Annotated in this window: 20 protein-coding genes; 11 read left to right on the top strand and 9 right to left on the bottom strand. The window is 64.8% G+C overall.

Annotated features, from left to right (window positions below):
• Complete coding sequence (locus WG899_RS06390) at positions 1-546, bottom strand: LuxR C-terminal-related transcriptional regulator (RefSeq protein WP_339594797.1); 546 nt, start codon at positions 544-546, stop codon at positions 1-3.
• A 27-nt stretch (positions 547-573) separates the two neighbouring features.
• On the bottom strand, positions 574-975 hold the full coding sequence (locus WG899_RS06385) for a PaaI family thioesterase (RefSeq protein WP_339594796.1): 402 nt from the start codon (positions 973-975) through the stop codon (positions 574-576).
• A 129-nt stretch (positions 976-1,104) separates the two neighbouring features.
• On the opposite strand from WG899_RS06385, the gene WG899_RS06380 reads away from it, so the two are divergent.
• Both WG899_RS06380 and WG899_RS06375 read left to right on the top strand, forming a co-directional pair.
• Positions 1,105-1,800 carry a CoA transferase subunit A gene (locus WG899_RS06380; protein ID WP_339594795.1) on the top strand — a complete coding sequence of 232 codons (696 nt, stop codon included), beginning with the start codon at positions 1,105-1,107 and terminating at the stop codon, positions 1,798-1,800.
• A gap of 65 nt (positions 1,801-1,865) precedes the next feature.
• The gene (locus WG899_RS06375) at positions 1,866-2,504 is read left to right on the top strand and encodes a CoA transferase subunit B (RefSeq protein ID WP_339594794.1); all 639 of its coding nucleotides are present in this window, start codon (positions 1,866-1,868) and stop codon (positions 2,502-2,504) included.
• A 28-nt stretch (positions 2,505-2,532) separates the two neighbouring features.
• Here the strand turns inward: WG899_RS06375 and WG899_RS06370 are convergent, their stop codons facing one another.
• On the bottom strand, positions 2,533-2,910 hold the full coding sequence (locus WG899_RS06370; protein WP_339594793.1) for an ankyrin repeat domain-containing protein: 378 nt from the start codon (positions 2,908-2,910) through the stop codon (positions 2,533-2,535).
• A gap of 162 nt (positions 2,911-3,072) precedes the next feature.
• Here WG899_RS06370 and WG899_RS06365 point away from each other — a divergent pair, with 162 nt between their 5' ends.
• On the top strand, positions 3,073-3,549 hold the full coding sequence (locus WG899_RS06365; protein ID WP_339594792.1) for a YciI family protein: 477 nt from the start codon (positions 3,073-3,075) through the stop codon (positions 3,547-3,549).
• A gap of 87 nt (positions 3,550-3,636) precedes the next feature.
• Here WG899_RS06365 and WG899_RS06360 read toward each other — a convergent pair whose 3' ends face one another.
• Together WG899_RS06360 and WG899_RS06355 are read right to left on the bottom strand one after the other, a co-directional pair.
• Complete coding sequence (locus WG899_RS06360; protein WP_339594791.1) at positions 3,637-4,131, bottom strand: GNAT family N-acetyltransferase; 495 nt, start codon at positions 4,129-4,131, stop codon at positions 3,637-3,639.
• A gap of 29 nt (positions 4,132-4,160) precedes the next feature.
• Complete coding sequence (locus WG899_RS06355; protein WP_339594790.1) at positions 4,161-5,039, bottom strand: glutaminyl-peptide cyclotransferase; 879 nt, start codon at positions 5,037-5,039, stop codon at positions 4,161-4,163.
• Between the two features lie 300 nt (positions 5,040-5,339).
• Here WG899_RS06355 and WG899_RS06350 point away from each other — a divergent pair, with 300 nt between their 5' ends.
• The 7 genes from WG899_RS06350 to WG899_RS06320 all read left to right on the top strand — a co-directional run bounded on the left by WG899_RS06350 (position 5,340) and on the right by WG899_RS06320 (position 13,664).
• Positions 5,340-7,733, top strand: a complete 2,394-nt coding sequence (locus WG899_RS06350; RefSeq protein ID WP_339594789.1) for a catecholate siderophore receptor Fiu — start codon at positions 5,340-5,342, stop codon at positions 7,731-7,733.
• Positions 7,734-7,776: 43 nt separating this feature from the next.
• Positions 7,777-8,460: a Fe2+-dependent dioxygenase gene (locus WG899_RS06345; RefSeq protein WP_339594788.1), complete on the top strand. Its 684-nt coding sequence runs from the start codon at positions 7,777-7,779 to the stop codon at positions 8,458-8,460.
• Positions 8,457-9,161: a PepSY-associated TM helix domain-containing protein gene (locus WG899_RS06340; RefSeq protein WP_339594787.1), complete on the top strand. Its 705-nt coding sequence runs from the start codon at positions 8,457-8,459 to the stop codon at positions 9,159-9,161. Before WG899_RS06345 ends, WG899_RS06340 begins: the two co-directional genes overlap by 4 nt.
• 9 nt (positions 9,162-9,170) lie before the next feature.
• The gene (locus WG899_RS06335; protein ID WP_339594786.1) at positions 9,171-9,713 is read left to right on the top strand and encodes a DUF2271 domain-containing protein; all 543 of its coding nucleotides are present in this window, start codon (positions 9,171-9,173) and stop codon (positions 9,711-9,713) included.
• A 34-nt stretch (positions 9,714-9,747) separates the two neighbouring features.
• Positions 9,748-10,599: a DUF4198 domain-containing protein gene (locus WG899_RS06330; RefSeq protein WP_339594785.1), complete on the top strand. Its 852-nt coding sequence runs from the start codon at positions 9,748-9,750 to the stop codon at positions 10,597-10,599.
• Positions 10,600-10,613: 14 nt separating this feature from the next.
• The gene (locus WG899_RS06325) at positions 10,614-11,726 is read left to right on the top strand and encodes an FAD:protein FMN transferase (RefSeq protein ID WP_339594784.1); all 1,113 of its coding nucleotides are present in this window, start codon (positions 10,614-10,616) and stop codon (positions 11,724-11,726) included.
• An 84-nt stretch (positions 11,727-11,810) separates the two neighbouring features.
• Complete coding sequence (locus tag WG899_RS06320; protein ID WP_339594783.1) at positions 11,811-13,664, top strand: gamma-glutamyltransferase family protein; 1,854 nt, start codon at positions 11,811-11,813, stop codon at positions 13,662-13,664.
• Positions 13,665-13,676: 12 nt separating this feature from the next.
• On the opposite strand, the gene ubiM is transcribed toward WG899_RS06320, so the two are convergent.
• From ubiM to WG899_RS06305, 3 genes are all read right to left on the bottom strand, one after another.
• A complete protein-coding gene (gene ubiM / locus WG899_RS06315) occupies positions 13,677-14,906 on the bottom strand; it encodes a 5-demethoxyubiquinol-8 5-hydroxylase UbiM (protein ID WP_339594782.1) in 1,230 nt (409 codons plus the stop codon).
• Positions 14,907-14,973: 67 nt separating this feature from the next.
• Complete coding sequence (locus tag WG899_RS06310; protein WP_339594781.1) at positions 14,974-15,468, bottom strand: disulfide bond formation protein B; 495 nt, start codon at positions 15,466-15,468, stop codon at positions 14,974-14,976.
• Positions 15,468-15,947, bottom strand: coding sequence for a RidA family protein (locus WG899_RS06305; protein ID WP_339594780.1), 480 nt, complete (start codon positions 15,945-15,947; stop codon positions 15,468-15,470). The genes WG899_RS06310 and WG899_RS06305 overlap by 1 nt, the downstream gene beginning before the upstream one ends.
• 151 nt (positions 15,948-16,098) lie before the next feature.
• Here WG899_RS06305 and WG899_RS06300 point away from each other — a divergent pair, with 151 nt between their 5' ends.
• On the top strand, positions 16,099-18,696 hold the full coding sequence (locus tag WG899_RS06300) for a DNA internalization-related competence protein ComEC/Rec2 (protein WP_339594779.1): 2,598 nt from the start codon (positions 16,099-16,101) through the stop codon (positions 18,694-18,696).
• On the opposite strand, the gene mltB is transcribed toward WG899_RS06300, so the two are convergent.
• Entirely contained in the window at positions 18,693-19,898 is a 1,206-nt protein-coding gene (gene mltB, locus WG899_RS06295) for a lytic murein transglycosylase B (RefSeq protein WP_339594778.1), read from the bottom strand. The genes WG899_RS06300 and mltB overlap by 4 nt on opposite strands.
• Positions 19,899-19,909 lie beyond the last annotated feature (11 nt).

The raw sequence follows: 19,909 nt of genomic DNA, 5'->3' as shown, positions 1-19,909 counted from the left end.
TCAAGCGCTGAGCAGCTTGTGGATCAGCTCCGGTGTCGAGGCGGCGGCGTATTTCTTCATCAAGCGGCCGCGATAGACGTCGACGGTGCGCGGGCTGATGGACAGGCGCCGGCCGATCAGCTTGCTGGTCAGCCCTTCGATCAGCAGGGCTGCGATCTCGCGTTCACGGGCGGTCAACTCGGCGGTCAATTGGCGATGCGCCGACAGGTCCTCAAAGCTCCAGATGCCCTCGGCGTGTGGGTCGGCCGGATTCAAAGCGCGCCCGGATACATGGCACCAAAACAGTTGAGCCGAGCCGAGTCGTTTCATCACCCGGTCATCGGCGTAAAAGCCCTGGCCGTCGAGGCTGGCCGCGATGCGCGCGCCGGTGCGCTCGAATTCGGCCGGGCTGGGGTAGAGCACCTCGAAGCTTTGGCCGATCAATTGCTCGCGCTCGGCGCCGAACATGGTCAGCAATTGGCGGTTGCAATCCACGATCAGGCGTTTGGCCGACAGCACCAAGCCGATCGGCGCCAAATCAAAGGCAGTGCGGTAGTCCAGGCTCATCGGCTTTTTGATTGGACGAGTGTGCCGTCACAGCAAGGCGTAGGTGGTGGTGGCCTGGGCGGCCAGTCGGCCATCCGGGTTGGCAATGTCGATGTGGCCAAAGGCCAGACTCTTGCCGCTGCGCAGCACCGTGGCGCTGACCAGGCAGTGATCCCCGCTGACCGGGCGCAGAAAACTGGTTTGCAACTGCACCGTGGTCATCGGCCGGAACTCACCCAGTTGCGCCATCATGGCCAGCACCATGGCGGTATCGGCCGCGGCCATGGTGGCCTGACCACACAGCACGCCGCCGACATGCACCAACTGCGGGCTAACCGGCAGATGCAGCGTGACCTTGCCCGCCTCGGCCGCAATCACCCGCAAATCCAGGGCAATGATCCAGGGCGCAAAGATCGTGGGAATGGCGGCTTGCAGGTCCTGAGCGTTCATGGGCGGGCGGTGCCTTTTGCCAATCGGCGTATGGGGAGGCGTTGGTTCTTAAGCGATTCTACGTAAGACCTACGTAGCGCCATACGTAGTACGCTGCGAGGCTTGCGAACGCTAGACGGAGACTCACGCATGAACAAGGTATTCCCCAGCGCGGCCGAGGCGCTTCAGGGCATCGTCAATGACGGGCAGTTGCTGGCGGTGGGCGGTTTCGGCCTCTGCGGCATTCCCGAGGCTTTGATTGCGGCGCTGCGTGACAGCGCGGTCAAGGACCTGACGGTCATCTCCAACAACGCCGGCGTGGACGGTTTTGGCCTCGGCCAGTTGCTGGAAACCCGCCAGATCAAGAAGATGATCTCCAGCTATGTGGGCGAGAACAAAGAGTTCGAGCGCCAATACCTGGCCGGCGAGTTGCAACTCGAATTCACGCCGCAAGGCACGCTGGCCGAGAAGCTGCGCGCCGGCGGCGCTGGCATTCCGGCCTTCTACACCCGCACCGGCGTGGGCACCATCGTGGCCGAGGGCAAGGAGCTGCGCGAGTTCGACGGACACACCTATGTGCTCGAACATGCACTGTGCCCCGAGGTCGCCCTGGTCAAGGCCTGGAAGGCCGACAAGAGCGGCAATCTGGTCTTCCGCCGCACCGCCCGCAACTTCAACCCGGCCGCCGCCATGGCCGGCAAGATCACCGTGGTGGAAGTGGAGCATCTGGTCGAAGTGGGCGAGATCGACCCCGACGCCGTGCATCTGCCGGGCATTTATGTGCACCGCATCGTCGTCAATGCGAACCCGGAAAAGCGCATCGAGAAGCGCACCATTTCCCAATAATTTGGTGGGGCAGAGCGGGCGCTTGATACCCGAAGCGCTGCCCCCAACGACCTGGAGAGAAGATCATGGCCTGGACACAAGACCAAATGGCGGCGCGTGCCGCTCAAGAATTGGAAGACGGCTTCTATGTGAACCTGGGCATCGGCATCCCGACCCTGGTGGCGAACTTTGTGCCGGCGGACAAAGAAGTCTGGCTGCAAAGCGAGAACGGCATGCTGGGCATTGGCCCCTTCCCGACCGAAGATCAGGTGGACGCCGACCTCATCAACGCCGGCAAGCAAACCGTGACCACGATTGCGGGCTCGTCGATTTTTGGCAGCCACGAGTCTTTCGCGATGATTCGTGGCGGCAAGATCAATCTGAGCATCTTGGGCGCGATGCAGGTCAGCGAGAAGGGTGATCTGGCCAACTGGATGATCCCCGGCAAGATGGTCAAGGGCATGGGCGGCGCCATGGACTTGGTGGCCGGCGTCAAGCGCGTGATCGTGTTGATGGAGCATGTGGCGCGCAAGAAAGACGGCACCACCGACATGAAGATCTTGCCTGCTTGCACCTTGCCGCTGACCGGCGTGGGTGTGGTGAACCGCATCATCACCGACCTGGCTGTGATGGACGTGACGCCCGAAGGTTTGAAGCTGGTTGAACTGGCCGAAGGCGTGACCCGCGAAGAAGTGCAGAGCAAGACCGGCGTGAATTTGATCTGACTTTTGACCGTTGCGGTCGGTGCGCTTTTCAGACCGATCGACCGCCGGACAAGAGCCGATGAAACCAAGGGCCCAGCTTCCACGCTGTGGCCCTTTTTACTTCTGCCTCTTCTTGCTCCCCCATTTGCAGTAGCCGCTCGGCGACAGCCTCAAGCTTGGCCTGGCGTGCCGCCTGCAGCGGCGTGCATGCGTCGAACTCAGACGCTAGGCTGGGATTGGCGCCCGCATCGAGCAAGAACAAGGCGATTTGCTCTTGCCCGGCCAAGATGCACGCGACCAGCGGCGTCGACAGAAACTCGGGATGGGCGTAGTTGACATCCACGCCGCGCTCCATGTGGTAGCGCACCAGCGCCAGATCGCCTTCACAGGCGGCGTTGAACATCTCTTTCCAGTTGCCGCCGTCCATATCTGTCGCCTGCAGTGTGCTGTATGTGGGCTCAATGTAAGGGCATTCGAAGGAAAGAAGACCCAGGTCTATCCCGGCATGGCCCCCGGGTTCTGGGCGGATCGGATTGCCGCTCTGATAGCGTGAGATCCATTAGCATTGAGCAAATTCTGTGGAGCCGCTATGCCAAGACTGCCCTTGCTCAAAGTGCTGACGCTTTGCCTTGCAGCAGCTGTTGTGCCTGTCTTTGCGCAGCAAGCTTTGCCAGCCCAGCCTGCCTTTGACGCCGACTTGGCTCAATCCGTCGGCGCAGACGATTACGGCATGCGCAAGTATGTATTGGTGGTGCTGAAGACCGGGCCTAAGCCCATGCCCGCCGGGCCGGCGCGCGACGCGATGTTCAAAGGGCATTTCGCCAATATCAATCGACTCGCGGCCGAGGGCAAACTGGCGCTGGCCGGGCCTTTTGACGGCGTGGACGGTTGGCGTGGCCTCTTCATCTTGGCGGTGTCAGACATCGAAGAAGCCAAGCAGTTGGCCGCCACTGACCCGGTGATCAGCAGTGGCGAAATGGTGGCGGAGTTCCACAAATACTACGGCTCGGCCGCACTGATGTTGGTCAACCCGGCGCATGCCAAGGTGGCGAAGAAGAGCTTCTAAGTCAGGCCGTCGCGCGCGGTGGGTCGCCTTTGTGTCTTGAGTCTCGGGGCCCGCAATTGGCTAAGTCGGTGTGCTGGGCTGCGCACACTACGGGCTGCTTGTTGCTTTGCCGCCCAGGTTCAGCAGCGCCTCGCCGCTGATTCGGTAGTAGACCTTCTCGGTCACGTGCTCAGCGCCAAGGCGCTCATAAAAAGCCATGGCGCCGGTGTTGCCGTTCTCTGCGGTCCAGTCGAATCGGAGGCAGTCTTTTTGCACCGCGTAAGCGGCGAGGTAGCGCATCAGCTGTTCGCCCAAGCCTTGGGAGCGCCAGCGCTGGCGAACGAACAAATCCTTCATGAAGAGCTGCCCTCGTTGCTGCGGCGCGGGGTAGAGCAGGGTGTAGGTCGCCAGGGCGGCGATCTCGTCCCCATCCAGCGCAACGACAATCCGAACGCCTGAATCGGCCCCCAACAGTCCGCGCTGCAGACTCAGTGTCAGCGCTTCGATGCTCGCGCCCTGTGCGCCGAAATAATGCTGATCCAGTTCGTGCATGGCTTGCACCAGAGCGGGGAACAGACTTTGATCAAAGGCTTGAATGTGCACCGGCAGTCCCTCGAAGCTGCTTGCTAGCTTTATTGCGTCAGCGACCGAGGCACCAGCCGAATTTCAAACAGCTTGGGCCAGAGCTTGCCGGTGACGAAGAGGCGCTTCTTCGCCGCGTCATAGGCGATGCCGTTGAGCACGTCTTCACCACCGCGGGCCGCGCCTTCGCGTTTGAGCAGACCGCTGAGGTCGATGACGCTGTGGACCTGGCCCGTCGCCGGGTCGATGCGCACGATCAACTCGCTTTGCCAAACATTGGCGTAGATCTGACCCTCCACCCATTCCAGTTCATTGAGTTGCTCCACCGGGCGGCCCAGGGCGGTGACCTGCAAGCGTTTGACTTCCTTCATCGTGGCGGGATCAAAGAAACGCAGCGTGGCCGTGCCATCGCTGAGGATCAGATGCTGCTCATCGTGCGTCAGGCCCCAGCCTTCACCGCTGTAGTTGAACTGGCGTTTGAGCTTGAGGGTCTTGAGGTCCCAGACAAAGCCGATCTGCGATTGCCAGGTCAGGCTGAACAATTCGTCTTTCCACACCGTCATGCCCTCACCAAAGTACTGTTGAGGGATGTCAGTTTTTTGCAGCACTTTGCCGCTCTCCAGCGCCACTTTGCGAATCGAGGAGCGGCCGTTCAGCCCGGTGCTTTCATACAGCACGCCGTCGCGGAACAGCAGGCCCTGGGTGAAGGCGTCTGGGTCATGCGGGTAGCTGTTGACGACGACCGCGTCAAAGACGGGCAAGCGCACGCGCTGAGCCGCGCCGGTGCTCGGGTGCAAAAGCAACGCGGCCCAAAGCAGGGGCAGCAGACGACTCAGCCATTGCAGAAGCCGTCGCGGCAGCGCACTGAGCTGTGGCGCAGGCAGGAGCGTGGCGTGCTGGGCTTGGGGGGTAGCGGCTGAGGTGTGCAAGTTGGGTTCCCGTAAGGCGGTCGCAGTGGCGGCGCGTATTTCACCACTGCCGGGCGCAAGGGCCGCCGTGCGACCCATGCGCGCGGGGTCCCGGTCCTTGAAATGGCGGGATGGCCTGGCACAAGCTGATGTTTGCCGACCACAGATCGCCCCAAAGAATCGGTTTTGTGTATTTTTGCAAATGCGAACTGTTATCATTTGCATCGTTCCGCGAGAGTAGACCCAGGTTGTCCCCAGGTAAGGCGTGCGAAGCGCCTGTACTCGAAGTCTTTTTCCATTCGATAGCCTGGATCAGATCCCATGTCCGCTTTTATCAAGAGCCGCAAGCACGCGGCTTCGTCTCCATCTCTGTCTCCGTCTTTGTCTGGCGTTAGCGCCGCAGTGTCGGCCTTGGCGCTGAGCATGCCTTTGGCCGCCATGGCGCAGCAAGCCGCTGCACCCAAGACCGAAGAAGCCTTGCCCATCGTGCGCGCCAAGGCCAAGGCCATCACCGAAAACGAATTCAAGGCCGAAGCCGCCTCTAGCGCCAAGTTCGTCAAGCCGCTGCTGGAAACACCGCAGACCGTCACCGTCATCAACAAGGAGTTGCTGCAGCAACAAGGCACGGCCACGCTGAGCGAGGCGCTGCGCAACACGCCCGGCATCACCTTTACCTTGGGGGAAAACGGCAACACCAACACCGGCGACACCGTCTTCATGCGCGGCTTTGACGCCAGCGCCAATATCTTTGTGGACGGCGTGCGCGATCTTGGCGGCATCACCCGCGACACCTTCAATGTGGAGGCGGTGGAAGTGGTGAAGGGCCCAAGCGGCGCCGACAACGGCCGCGGTTCGCCCAATGGCTACATCAATATGGTCAGCAAGAAGGCGCAGCTGCGTGACTTTGCCGAAGGCTCGGCCCAAGTCTCCAGCGGCAGCCGTGTGCGCCTGAGCGCCGATCTGAACAAAAAGCTGGACCTGGGCTTGCCAGGCGCGGCTTTCCGCCTGAATGCCTTCAGCGACCGCGGCAATGTGCATGGCCGTGATGTGATCGAGCGCAACCGTTGGGGCGTGGCGCCCACCCTGACTCTGGGCCTGGGCACCGCGACCCGCGCCACGCTGAGCTATTTGCATGTGAGCCAAGACGCCACGCCCGATGGCGGCGTGCCCGGCGTGGGCCTGATGGGCTTCACCAGCGCCCCGGTCTACAAGACCCTGGCCGGCGCCACCGCGACGCCAGCGACCGGCGCCGTCACTGCCAACGACATCCAAGCCGTTTCGCGCAACAATTTCTACGGCAGCAAGAGCGACTTCGACAACACCAAGGCCGACATGCTGACCGTGCAACTGGAGCATGACTTCGCCCCCGGCAGCACCCTGCGCAACACCACGCGTTTGGGCCGCACTCAGCAAGACCTGGCCCTCACCAACATCATTCTCAGCTCGGGCAATTGGGCCATTGTTGGCGATGCCGCCAAACCCGACACCTGGACGGTGGGTCGTGCCCGCCTGGGCCGCGACCAGCGCAACCAGATCCTGGCCAACCAGACCAATCTGAGCACCGGCTTCACCGTGGCCGGCATCAAGAACAACATCAGCACCGGGATTGAGCTGACGCATGAGCAGCAAAACACCGCCGGGTTCACCTACACCAACACGGAAGGCGACCGTGCCAATTTGTATGCGCCTAGGACCAGCGACAAGTTCGCGGTGCTGAGCCGCAATGGCGCCAGCACCGAAGGCAGCACCACCACGGCCGCCGCCTATGTGTTCGACACCCTGGACCTCACGCCGAGCCTGCAGCTGAGCGCCGGCCTGCGCTTTGAGCGCTACCGCACCGAGTTCACCAGCATTGCGGCGCCCGCGACACCGGCGGTGGCTTCCACCACCTCTGCCAAGAGCGACAGCCTGAGCAGCGGCAAGCTGGGTCTGCTGTACAAGCCCAGCGAAAACGGCAGCGTGTATCTGTCTTACTCCACCTCGCAAAAACCGCCAGGCAGCGACAACTTCGCCCTCAGCAGCGCGGCGCCTAGCGGCAGCACCAACTCGGTCAGCATCAACGCGCCAAACCTGAAGCCGCAAGAAGCCAGCAATCTGGAGCTGGGCACCAAATGGGATCTGCTGGACAAACAACTGCTGCTGACGGCCGCTTTGTTCCAGTCGGAGAACAAGAACGAACTGGCTCGTGCCGCCAGCGCCACCGGTGAAGTGACGCAGTACGGCAAGAAGACCGTCAAGGGCTTGGAGCTGGGCGCGGCCGGTGCGGTGTCCAACAATCTGCAGCTGCAAGCTGGCTTGGTGTGGCTGGACAGCAAGGTGAACCAGGCGGTCGTGGTGGCACCTGGCAGCACCGACACGCAAACCGGCGCCGAGTTGGTCTACACGCCCAAGCTCAGCTTCACCTCCTGGGTCAACTACCGCTTGAGCGAAGGCGTCTTGCAAGGCCTGAGCCTGGGTGGCGGCGCACGCTACACCGCCAGCCAGACCACCCAGGTCAATAACGGCGCAGCCCCAGTGAGCGGCATCAACGGCATCCCCAGCTACTGGGTGTTTGACGCCATGGCCGCTTATGAGATCAACAAGCAGATCGGCCTGCAGTTCAACGTCGCCAATCTGGCCGACAAGTTCTACTTCGCCGCCGTCAACAGTGGTCGCAACCGCTTCACCGTCGGCGCGCCGCGCAGCTACAGCTTGTCGCTGAACGTCAAGTACTGATCGGCCCAAGCGGGCGATTCGCTAGAACAGGGGCAGGGTCCAGATGTTGCTGCATATCGAGGGTGTTCTCAGCAAGGCCGAGGTGGGCGAGTTCCGCCAACGCCTCGCCGCCGAGGGCGAGTGGGTGGATGGGCGCGTGACCGTGGGCCAACAAGGCGCGCAGGTCAAGCGCAACCAGCAGCTGCGTCCGGGCTCGGCCCTGGCGCAGGAGCTGGGCCAGCGCATCCAGCAAAAGCTGGCCGCGCACCCGCAGTTCTTCTCGGCGGCGCTGCCACTGCGCACCCTGTCGCCTTTGTTCAATCGCTATGCCGGCGGCGGCCATTACGGCCTGCATGTGGACGGGGCGGTGATGAACCAGCTGGGCAGCACGCAACTGCTGCGCAGCGATGTCTCCACCACCTTGTTCCTGAGCGAACCCGATGAGTACCAGGGCGGCGAGCTGGAGGTCAAAGACACCTATGGCATCCACGAGGTCAAGCTGCCCGCAGGTGACTTGGTGCTGTACCCCTCCACCAGCTTGCACCAGGTCTTGCCGGTCAGCGAGGGCGAGCGGGTGGCGGCCTTTTTCTGGACGCAGAGCATGATCCGCGACGATGCGCGCCGCGCCATGCTTTACGAGCTGGACCAGTCCATCCAAAGCCTGCGCGGCCGCTACGGCGAGATCGAGGAGGCCGTGGCTTTGAGTGGCCACTATCACAACCTCTTGCGTCAATGGGCGGAGTTATGAGCCGCGGACTGAGTACCCGGGTGGCCGACGGGCCGACGCCGAACCCCGCGTCGGCTGCGCAAGCCCTTCATCTGGCGGAAAAGGCCAAGAAGAAGAGCCATGCCGATTATCTGAAGACCTTGCACCTGTGGCATTGGGTCAGCTCGGCCATCAGCTTGGTGGCCTTGTTGATGTTCAGCGTGACCGGGGTGACGCTGAACAACGCCGGTTTGTTTGAGTCCAAGCCCAGCGTGCAAAGCGGCCAAGGGCAGCTGCCCGAGCCGCTGCTGCAAGAACTGCTGAAGCACAAGCCGGCTGAGCGCCGCGCCGAGCTGCCGCAGGCCAGCCGCCAGTGGCTGCGCGAGCAATGGGGCTTCAAGCTGGACGGTGTGGCGGCCGAATGGTCGACAGACGAGGTCTATCTGCCGATGCCGCGCGCTGGGGGCGACGCTTGGCTGCGCATCGCTTTGCCCGATGGTGCGGTCGAGTTCGAGCGCAGCGACCGGGGCGCGATTGCCTATCTGAATGACTTGCATAAGGGCCGCCACACCGGGCCTATGTGGAGCTGGTTCATCGACCTGTTTGGCCTGGCTTGCCTGATTTTTGCCATTACCGGTCTGTTGATTTTGAAGATGCATGCCGCCAAACGCCGCAGCGTTTGGCCTCTGGTGGCAGCGGGCCTGGTCTTGCCGGCTCTGTTGCTGATGGTTTTTGTTCACTGATGTGAAGTCATGAAAACACACACAAACTTTTCTCAAGGTCTGCTGCTGGGTGCAGCGGGCTTGCTTGTGCCGCTGAGCTCGGCTTGGGCGGCTGATTTGCAACTGAGCCTGGAGATCCCGCGCCTGAATGTGGCCGAGTACCACCGGCCCTATGTGGCGGTCTGGCTCGAGAACGTCGACAAGAGTGCCGAAAAAGCGGGCGAGGCGATTCCCTTGGCCGTCTTGTACGACCAGAAGAAAGCCAATAACGCCGGCATCAAATGGCTGCCCGATTTGCGCCAATGGTGGCGCAAAGGCGGGCGTGATCTGAGCATGCCCATGGACGGCGTCAGCGGTGCCACCCGCGCGGTGGGCGAGCACAAGCTCAATCTGAGCAAGCAGGTCGCCAATTTGCCGGCCGGCAAGTATGAGGTGGTGGTGGAGGCCTCGCGCGAAGGCGGTGGCCGTGAGGTGCAGCGTCTGGCCCTGCAGTGGCCGCCGAAAGCGCCAAACCAAGTGAGCGCTCAAGGCGAGCATGAGTTGGGCACCTTGGCCCTGCAGTTCAAACCCTGAATTTCTACGCCTGAATTTCGACGGAAAGAAGCCGATGAAAACAATGACTAGCAAGCTCAGCATGAGCGCCTGGGCCGTGCTTTTGGGTCTGGCCCTGCAAGCCCCCGCGCAAGCGCACCGCACTTGGCTGCTGCCGCAAACCGCGCATATCAGTTCCGCCGGCAACGCGGCCAGCCGCCCTGCGATGGTGACGGTGGACGCGGTGGCCTCGGAGGAGTTGTTTGAGTATGAGCATGCGCAGCAACTGGGCACGGTCTTGATCTTGGCGCCGGATGGCAAGGCGATTGCGCCCGAAGGCAGCAGCAGCGCCCGCCATCGCAATAGCATCGACATCAAGCTGGAGCAAAGCGGCAGCTACCGCATCTGCAACAGCGCCGAATCGGTGTTCGCCAGCTACAAGCTCGGCGGCGAAACCAAGCGCTGGCGCGGCAAGCCGGCCGATATGGCCGCGCAAATCCCGGCCGAGGCGCAAGAGCTGCAAGTGACGCAGACCTTGATGCGCAGCGAGACCTTTGTCAGCAAAGAGCGCGCCACCTTGCCGCCTTTTGCCCGCCAAGGCCAAGGCCTGGAGTTGCAGGCCCTGAGCCCGGTGACCGATCTGAGCGACGGCGACAGCGTGCATCTGCGCGTGCTGGCCGACGGCAAGCCGCTGGCCGGCGCTGATGTGACCGTGCTGCGCGGCGGCAGCCGCTACCGCTACAAGCTCGGCGAGATGAGCTTCAAGACCGATGCCAATGGCGAGCTGCGCATCACCTGGCCGGAGGCCGGCCGCTACTGGCTGGGGCTGGGCCACGAGGTGGCTGCCGTCAAGGCTGAGGGCGACAAGGCGGCGCAGCCGGCCAAGCGCTACCGCTACAGCGCGACCTTCGAGGTTTTGCCCAAGTAAGAAAAGCGATCGTTGTGCAGACTGTGAATGCCAAGGCGGCCGATGCGAACCATGCGGCCCTTGCGGGCGCTTGCCCGCCGCGCTGCGTGCTGATGCCGCGCGATATCGACCCCGCGGGCCCCGTGCTGGGTGAAGTGCTTTACCAGCTGCAGGGCCGCAGCATGGGCACCAGCTGGTGCGTCAAGTTCTACGGCCCGCGCGGTTTGGACACCGCCCCTTTGCAAGCCGGTTTGGAAGCCGGCTTGGCCGAGGTGGTGGCGCGCATGAGCCCCTGGGAGACCGAGTCCGACCTGAACCGCTTTGCGCGCACACCCTCGGGCTCGTGGCTGCGCATGTCGCAAAGCACTTGGGAGGTGCTGGGCCATGCGCTGCAAGTGGCACGCGCCAGCGGTGGGGCTTTTGACCCGACGGCGGCAGCGCTGGTGCGAGCCTGGGGTTTTGGCGCCGGCAAGCGCCATGATGAGCCCGGTTTTGCGCTGCCCGAGGAGCCCGCCTGGGGTGAGCGCCTGGGCCAGTTTCTCAGTTGGCAAGACCTGACCCTGCGCGAAGCCAGCCGCGAGTTGTGGCAGCCGGGTGAGCTGGAGCTGGACTTCTGCGGCATCGCCAAGGGCTATGCGGTGGACCGCCTGTCGGCCTATTTGCTGGCTTGCGGTCTGCCGCATCACCTGGTCGAGGTGGGCGGGGAGTTGCGCGGTTGTGGCCGCAAGCTGGATGGTCAGCCTTGGTGGGTGCAGCTGGAGCCTGTACCGGATTCTTGGGGCCTGCCCGAGACCGTGCTGGCCCTGCATGGCCTGTCGGTGGCCACCTCGGGCGACTATCGCCGCAGCTACGTCGATGCTCAAGGCCAGCGCCGCTCGCACACGCTGGACCCGCGCCGGCGCGCGCCGGTGGCCCATGGTCTGGCCAGCGTCAGCGTGGTGCACAGCAGCTGTTGCCTGGCTGATGCCTGGGCGACGGCCTTGCTGGTGTTGGGCCCGCAGGCCGGGCCGGCCTTGGCCACGCAGCAAGGCTTGGCGGCCTTGTTCGTGATCCGCGAGGACGGCCCCAGCTGGGTGGAGCCGAACTGTGGCACCGAGCACTGGCGCGAAGTGCAAAGTCCGGCCTTGCGGGCCATGGCCTGCGATTGAGGCGCTGACTACGTAGTCCAGCGGAGTCGCGGGCAGGGCGGCTGGGGCTACCATCCAGGCAGCTTTCATCATCAGGCCGCACCCATGCCGATCTCTGCTTCATCTCCCATCAAGCTGGCTTCGTTCAGCCTTTTGACGCTGTTGTTGACGGCCTGTGTTTCGCAGCCCGGACTTGGCCCGGATGCCTCCGCCAAGGTCGCCGCGATTCCCGCCCAACCGGAAGGCCCCAGCGGTTGGACTCAAAAGCCAGGTTGGGCCATGCAGCGCTATGCGGTGGCTGCGGCGCATCCGCTGGCGGCCGAGGCCGGCTATGAAATTCTCAAGGCCGGCGGCAGCGCCATCGATGCGGCCATTGCCACCCAGTTGGCCTTGACCCTGGTCGAGCCGCAGTCCAGCGGCATCGGCGGTGGTGCGTTCCTGATGCACTGGGACGGGCAGAAAGTGCAGGCCTTGGACGGCCGCGAGACGGCGCCTGCCGCTGCCGACGAGAAACTGTTTTTGCTGCCCGATGGCAAGCCGATGAACTATGTGCAGTCGGTGGTCGGCGGTCGCTCGGTCGGCACGCCCGGCCTCTTGCCGATGCTGGAGCAGGCCCATCGCCAGCATGGTGTGCTGCCCTGGGCGCGGCTGTTCGAACCCACCATCCGGCTGTGTGAGCAAGGCTTTGAGTTGAGCCCGCGCATGCATGCCATGCTTTTGGGCGATGCGCATCTGGCCCGTGACCCGGTGGCCGGCAAATACTTTTTTGGCGCCGACGGTCAACCGCTGCCGATCGGCACCAAGCTGCGCAACCCGGCCTTGGCTCAGGTCTTGCGGCAGGTCGCGGCGGGCGGTGCGGATGCTTTGATGCGTGGCCCGGTGGCGGCCGATATCGTGCGGCGCGTGCGCGGCCACGCCAGCAACCCCGGCCTCTTGAGCGAGGCCGATATGGCCGCTTATAGACCCAAGGCGCGCGAAGCGATCTGCACCGATTGGCGTGAGACTTGGCGCATCTGCGGCTTTCCGCCGCCGTCCAGCGGCCATCTGACCGTGATGCAGATTCTGGGCCTGCTGCCGCAGCAAGACCGAGCCCAGTCGCTTGAAGCCGGCATTCCCAATACCGCCTGGCTGAATCGTTATGCCCAGGCTGCCAATCTGGCCTATGCCGACCGGGCGCAATACATTGCCGACCCTGACTTTGTGGCCGCACCCGCCGGCGACTGGCGCAGCCTGCTGGCGCCTGACTATCTGCGCGAGCGTGCCGGCCTGATCGGCGAGCGCAGCAGTGGCCCTGCCAAGGCCGGCCAACCCGGTCCGCTGCGCGTCAGCTATGCACCGCAAGGCGCTCAGCCGGAGTACGGCACCAGCCATCTGAGCGTGGTCGATGCCCAAGGTCGCGCGGTGTCGCTGACGACCACCATCGAATCGGTGTTCGGCGCCCGCATCATGAGTGACGGCGGTACCGGCCTGGCTGGCGGCTTCATGCTGAACAACCAACTGACCGACTTCGCGCTGAACCCGCGCGACGCGGCGGGTCGACCGGTAGCCAACCGATTGGAGCCCGGCAAGCGCCCGCGCTCCAGCATGTCACCGACCTTGGTGTTTGACCGACGCGATGGCCGGCTTTTGATGACACTGGGCGCGCCGGGCGGCTCGGCCATCATTCACTTTGTCGCCAAGAGTTTGATCGCCAGCCATGACTGGGGCATGGATTTGCAGCAAGCCTTCTCGCTGCCCAATTTCGGCGCTTTCAATGGCCCGACGCTGCTCGAGAAAGACCTGTTCCCGGCCAGCACATCGGCCGGCCTGCGCGCGCGCGGCCACGAGGTGGTGGAGCGCGACCTGACCAGCGGTCTTCACGGCATTCAGCGCCGGGAGGCGGGCGCCGCCGGTCAAAAGAAAAGCGCTTGGTTCGGCGCCGCCGATCCCCGCCGCGAGGGCGTGGTCAGGGGCGACTGAGGCCGCGCTTGTTCAGCGCTGTACCAGGCTTTGCAGTTGCCGCAGCAGGGCTGGCTGGCGCCCGGTCAGCTGCGCGGTGATGGCGCTTTTGAGCGGCGGCAAATGCTGTGCCACTTGCAGCACGCCGCGGCGCAGCAGGCGGGCGGCCGGGCGGTCGTCGGTGAACAGTTTGACCACCGCATTGGTGCCCTGGTAGATCGGCCAGGTCTTGCGCCGGTGTGCGCTGGCATAACGCGCCAGCAATGCTGCGTCGCCGAGGTCTTGGCCGGCCCGGTGCGCCGCGGCCAGCAGCTTGGCCAATGTCTCCACACCGTAAAGCCCGAAGTTATAGCCATGCGCTGTGACTGGGTGCATGCCCACGGCGGCATCGCCGACCAGGGCGAAGCGGTGGCTGGCGAAGCGGTGCGCATAGGTGGCCACCAGCGGATAGAGGTGGCGCGGACTGGCGAGTTGCAAGTCGCCTAAGCGGCCGCGCACCTCGGTGTTCACCCATTGCATGAACTGCGCTTCGCCCCAAGTCATCATGTCGCTGGCGTGGTCGGCCGGCAGCGTCAGCACCAGCGAACTGCAATCGCCATTCAAGGGCAGCAGGGCCAGGGTGTGGCCATAGTGGAAGCATTCCAGCGCGATGCCTTGGTTGGGCTGGCTGTGGCGCAAGCGGCAGACCAGCACGCTGCGGCCAAAGTCGCGCATCTGCGCGCCGATGCCGGCCTGGCGGCGGGTGGCCGAGAAGCGGCTGTCGGCGGCAATCACCAGCGGCGCACTCAGGCGCTCGCCATCGGCCAGGGTCAGGCTGGCGGCTTCGGCGCCCAGGCTCAGTTGGCTGACCCGGGTGTCGGCTCGCAGCGTGATCAGCTCGGCGCGTTTGACGGCGCCCTGGTAGGCAATGCGGCGCAGCCAGTGATTGGCGACCAAGCTGCCCAGCTGCTCGCGGCCCGAGCCTTCGGCGTCGAAGCCGAGATAGTCGCGTGCGTCACCGTTGAAAACATGGGCGCGCTTCAGCGGCGCGATCTCGGCGGCCGGCAGATCCTGCCATTGACCCAGGGCCTGCAAGACGGCCATGCCCGCATGGGTCAGCGCGATCTCGCGCCCGTCCTCGGCGGGGTCGGCCAGGGCTGCCAAAGGTGCGGCTTCCAGCACGCAGCTGCGGATGCCGGCATCGGCCAGCGCGCAAGCCATGCTCAGGCCGGCCGGGCCGGCACCGACGATCAGGACCTCGGCGCGGGAAGTGGGTTGTGTCATGCAAAGCACTCTTGAAGCTCAATCCTCGCAGCCTAGCGGGATCGAGGTTCAAGAGGCTTGACTTGGGTCAGCGGCGCGTCTTTAAGGCCAAGAAAGCCAACACCGCGGTGGCGATGTAGAGCAGGCCGCTCCAGATTTCGTAGCCCAGGCCTAGCAGTTGGTACTTGGCGGCATCGGCGCAGGTGGCGGTGACCATGAAGACCGAAGGCCACAGCGTTTCCAGGTCGAGCGCGGTGACGATGCGGTCGGCCAGGGTCAGATCGCAAGAAGCCAGCTTGTTGGCCACCTCATGCTGGAAACCGGCCGCGGCGACACCGGCCAGGCTCAAGGCCATCACCAGCAACAGTCCGATGCTGCGCAGCAGGCGTTGGCCCCTGAACATCCAGGCCAGACCGGCCACGGCCGCGATCAGCAGAAACACGCCGCGCTGCATCACGCACCAGGCGCAGGGACGAATACCGAATTGATGCTGGGCAATCAGCGCCGCGCCGACGGCGGCCAAGCTGCCCAGGCTGATCAGGGCCAGCGCTTGGGCCGGGAATTTCGATGGCTTGAGGAACATCAGTCGGCCACCACTTCCACGATCAGATCGATTTCCACGCAGGCGCCCATCGGAATCTGTGCCACGCCAAAAGCGCTGCGTGCATGGGCGCCCACCTCGGGGCCGAACACTTCGGCCAGCAGCTCGGAGGCGCCGTTGGTGACCAGATGCTGCTCGTTGTAGTCGGAGGTGCTGTTGACCAGGCTCATCAGCTTGACGATGCGCTTGATCTTGCCCAGATCGCCGGTGGCGGCGTGCAGCGTGCCCATCAGGTCGATGGCGATGGCGCGCGCAGCGGCCTTGCCGGTGGCGGTATCGGTGTCACGGCCGAGTTGGCCGACCCAGGGCTTGCCGTCCTTCTTGGCGATATGGCCGGAGATGAAGATCTGGTTGCCGCTGCGCACAAAGGGCACATAGGCGGCGACCGGCACGGCCACGGGCGGCAATTCGATGCCCAGGGTCTGGAGCTTGGCGTAGACGGGGGAGTTGCTGTTGCTCATGGCGGTGGACTTTCTGTTGAGGCGGGCCGCGGAGGCTGGCCCGTGTTGAATAGGGGCTCGAATCGCGGCAAACGAATGGCTACGATCGGGTGGCGCGCATCCTACACCGAGCGCAGGGCCGGCCGGATGCGCCAAGAGGGCAGGTGCTTCGATGCGCAGCAAGTCGGGCTCGCGGACCATCCTAGGACAGAGCGCGGGACAAAGCGCCGGCCAGTGGCTGCTGGCCGCCTGCGCTTGGCTGCTCGGCCTGGCTTTGTTGCAGCGCTGCGCGAGCTTGCCCGCAGCGAACGAATGGGCCGGACTGCTCATCCTCCTGCTGGCCTCGCAGGGTCTATGGGGATGGACCCGCCGGCGCGGCCGGCCTGGGCTGGCCTTGTTGGCCGCCGGCTTGGCGGCAGCGCTCTTGGCCTTTGTTCAGGCGGCTTGGCGGGCAGAGCTGCGCCTGGCCGAACATCTGCCCGAGGCCTGGGAGGGGCGCGACCTGCGCATAGGCGGGCGCATTGCTTCGCTGCCCAGCCAGGTGCAGGGCATCTCCGGCCTTCCCGGTTGGCGTTTCGAATTTGAAGTGCAATCGGCGCTTGACCCGAGCGCCGGGCCGCTGCCGGCCGATGTGCGGGCGCAGCTGCCGTCGCGCTTGGCTTTGTCTTGGTACGGCGACGGGGCCAGCCCACCGCCGTTGCGAGCCGGGGAGGACTGGCAGTGCAGTGTGCGCCTGAAGCGCCCGCATGGTTTGATGAACCCGCATGGTTTTGATGCCGAGTTCTGGCTGTTTGAACAAGGCCTGCGGGCCACTGGGCTGGTGCGCACGGCCGGGCCGGGTGCGCAGGCCCCAGTGCGCCTGAGTGAAGGGTCTCGCTGGGGCATGGACGCCTTGCGCCAGCGGCTGCGCGAGGCCTTGCAGCGCCAGGTCCCTGATGCCACCGTGGCCGGCGTGTTGGCTGCGCTGAGTCTGGGTGACCAGGCGGCGATTTCAAGCCGAGACTGGGCGCTCTTTCGCAACACCGGGGTCAGTCACTTGCTCAGCGTCAGCGGCTTGCATGTGACCATGTTCGCCTGGCTGGCGCAGGCAGTAGTGGCACGCCTGTGGCGGCGCAGCACGGCGCTGTGTTTGCGCTGGCCGGCGCCGAGTGCGGCGCGTTGCGCGGGCGTGGCGGCCGCGCTGGGCTATGCCTTGTTTTCCGGCTGGGGCGTGCCGGCGCAGCGCACCGTCTGGATGCTTGTCAGCCTGGCCTTGCTGCGCAGCCTGGGGCTGCGTTGGCCTTGGCCCATGTGCTTGTTGGCCTCCGCCGTGCTGGTCACGGCGGTGGACCCCTGGGCGATCGGGCAGGCGGGCTTTTGGCTGTCGTTCGCCGCGGTGGGTTTGCTGATGGCGGCTGGCGATACGGAAGCACCCATCGAGGGCGCGCGTTCCTCTTGGCGTCAGCATCTGCGCCAAGGCCTGCGCAGCCAATGGGTGGCCACGGTCGGGTTGGCGCCCTTGAGCCTGCTGTTTTTTCAGCAGATCTCCGTGGTCGGGCTGTTGGCCAATGTATTGGCGATTCCTTTGGTCAGCTTTGTCATCACCCCCTTGGCCTTGGCGGGCGCGCTGCTGCCGGGCTTGTGGTGGTTGGCGGAGTTGGCCGTGCGCTGGTTGATGGCCTATTTGCAATGGCTGGCCGCTTGGCCTTGGGCGGTCTGGTACGTCGCTGCGGCGCCGTTCTGGGCGCAATGCTTGGGCCTGGCGGGCGGAGCGGTATTGGTGCTGCCGCTGCCGATGCGCTTGCGTCTGTGTGGCCTCGGCTTGCTCTTGCCGATGTTGTGGCCCGCGCCGGCGCGGCCTTTGCAGGGTGAGTTTGAGTTGCTGGCGGCCGATATCGGCCAGGGCACAGCGGTCTTGCTGCGCACCGCCGAGCATCAATTGCTCTATGACACCGGCCCGGCCTATGGGCCCGGTGCCGATGCGGGCCAACGGGTGCTGCTGCCGCTGATGCGGGCGCTGGGCGTGCAGCGTCTGGACACCTTGATGCTCAGCCATCGTGACAGCGACCATGTTGGCGGCGCTGCTTCGGTGCTGGGCGGCATGCCGGTGCAGCACTTGCTCAGTTCGCTGGAGGACGAGCATCGCCTGCTGAGCGCCGCCGGCGTGGCGGCGCGGCGCTGCGAGCGGGGGCAGCGCTGGGTCTGGGACGGTGTGCGCTTTGAGATCCTGCATCCATCGCCCGATGACTACCGCCAGTCACTGATCAAGAGCAATGCCATGTCTTGCGTGCTGCGGGTCACGGCGGCGAGCGGCCGCAGTGCCTTGTTGACCGGCGACCTGGAGTCCGCGCAGGAATTGGCGCTGGTGCAGGCCGAAGCGGCGCTGCGCAGCGACGTTTTACTGGTGCCGCATCACGGCAGCAAAACCTCCTCCAGCGCGGCCTTCCTGGTCGCCGTGGCACCTCGCTGGGCGATGGTCCAGGCTGGCTACCGGAACCGCTTCGGCCACCCGGCGCCAAGCGTGTTGGCGCGCTATCAGGCGCAAGGGATTGGGCTGCGCGTGCAGCCGGACTGCGGCGCTTGGACCTGGTACAGCGACACTGGCGCCGAGAGCTGCCAGCGCGTGCAGGACAAGCGTTACTGGCACGCGCTGCCGGCCCTGGCCCAGACGCCGCTCGGCGCGCAGCGGCTCGGCCCCTGGCCCGCGCTTGAACCGGCCAAGGCCGATGATGCCGGTGATGCCGAAGCAAACGCGACGCTGGGCGAGCCAGCGACCCTCGGCCCACCCTAGTTGGCGCTGATGGATGCCGCTGCGGCCGGTGTTTGTGCGGTCCGCATCACCTTCAGGGTGCGCCCCATCTCAATCACCGCCATCGCGTAGTAGCTGGACCAGTTGTAGCGTGTCAGCGCGTAGAAGTTCTCGGTGCCGAGCCAGTAGCTCGGCGCGGCGGCACCGTTTTGCAGCTCGACCACGGCCAAGGGGCCGACATGTTCTTGTGCCGCCTCGGAGACTTGCGCGCCGGCCTCGCGCAGCTGCGCCAGGCTGAAGGTCGGCTTGATGTCGGGTGCCAGCAGCAGTGCACGTGCGCTCGTCTCGACCGGCAGCGCTACGCTGTAATGGGTCGGCATGCCGCGCTGCCAGCCGAAGGCGGCCAGGTAGTTGGCGACGCTGCCGATGGCGTCTTCGGCGCTTTGGATCGGGTTGGCGTGACCGTCTCCGTCGAAATCAATGGCATAGCGGTTCCAACTGCTGGGCATGAACTGCGGCCAGCCCATGGCGCCGGCATACGAGCCCTTGACGGCCCGCGGGTCCATGCCCTCGCGCCAGCAGAGTTTCAGGAACTCAACCAATTCAGCGCGGAAAAAGGCGCTGCGGTCGCTGCGGCCGCTGGGGAAGTCAAAGGACAGCGTGGCCAAGGCATCCAGCACCGAGAAGCCGCCGGTGATCTGGCCGTAAAAGGTTTCGACACCGATCAGGCCGGCGATCAACTCGGCCGGCACGCCATAGCGGGCCTCGGCGCGGGCTAACGGCGCGGCGTATTGCTCCCAAAAGGCCAGGCCGGCCTGCAGGCGGCGCGGTTCAACGAAGCGGGCGCGGTAGGCGGCCCAGTCCTTGGCCGTACCGGCCGGGGCCGGCATGATCAGGCGCTGCACGGCCGGCACGCTGCGGGCCTGGGCCAGTGTGGATCGCAAGGCCTCCAGCTCCCAACCCTGCTCCTTGGCCAGCGTGGCCGCAAAAGCCATCACATCCGGCCGTTCGCCAAAGGGCTGGGCGGGTAGGTCCTTGTGTTTTTGGGCCGTCTTGGAGGCTTTCTTCGCGGTGCTGGGGCCGGGCTTCTTGCTCTTTTTCTGCGCGGCACTGGGCTTGCTGCTGGTGTTCGCGGCGGCGTTTGCCGTGGCGGCCTGGCTTGCGCTGGCGGGTGTCAGCAGCAAACAGGCGCTCAACAATGTGGATTGAATCAGGGCGGCGTGAATGGGGGCGGGTGACTTCATCAAATCAGGGG

This window comes from Paucibacter hankyongi (assembly GCF_037482915.1).
Classification (GTDB): domain Bacteria; phylum Pseudomonadota; class Gammaproteobacteria; order Burkholderiales; family Burkholderiaceae_C; genus Paucibacter_A; species Paucibacter_A hankyongi.
The sequence above is the reverse complement of the archived record's forward strand: the minus strand, read 5'-3'. Positions and strand labels throughout refer to the sequence as shown.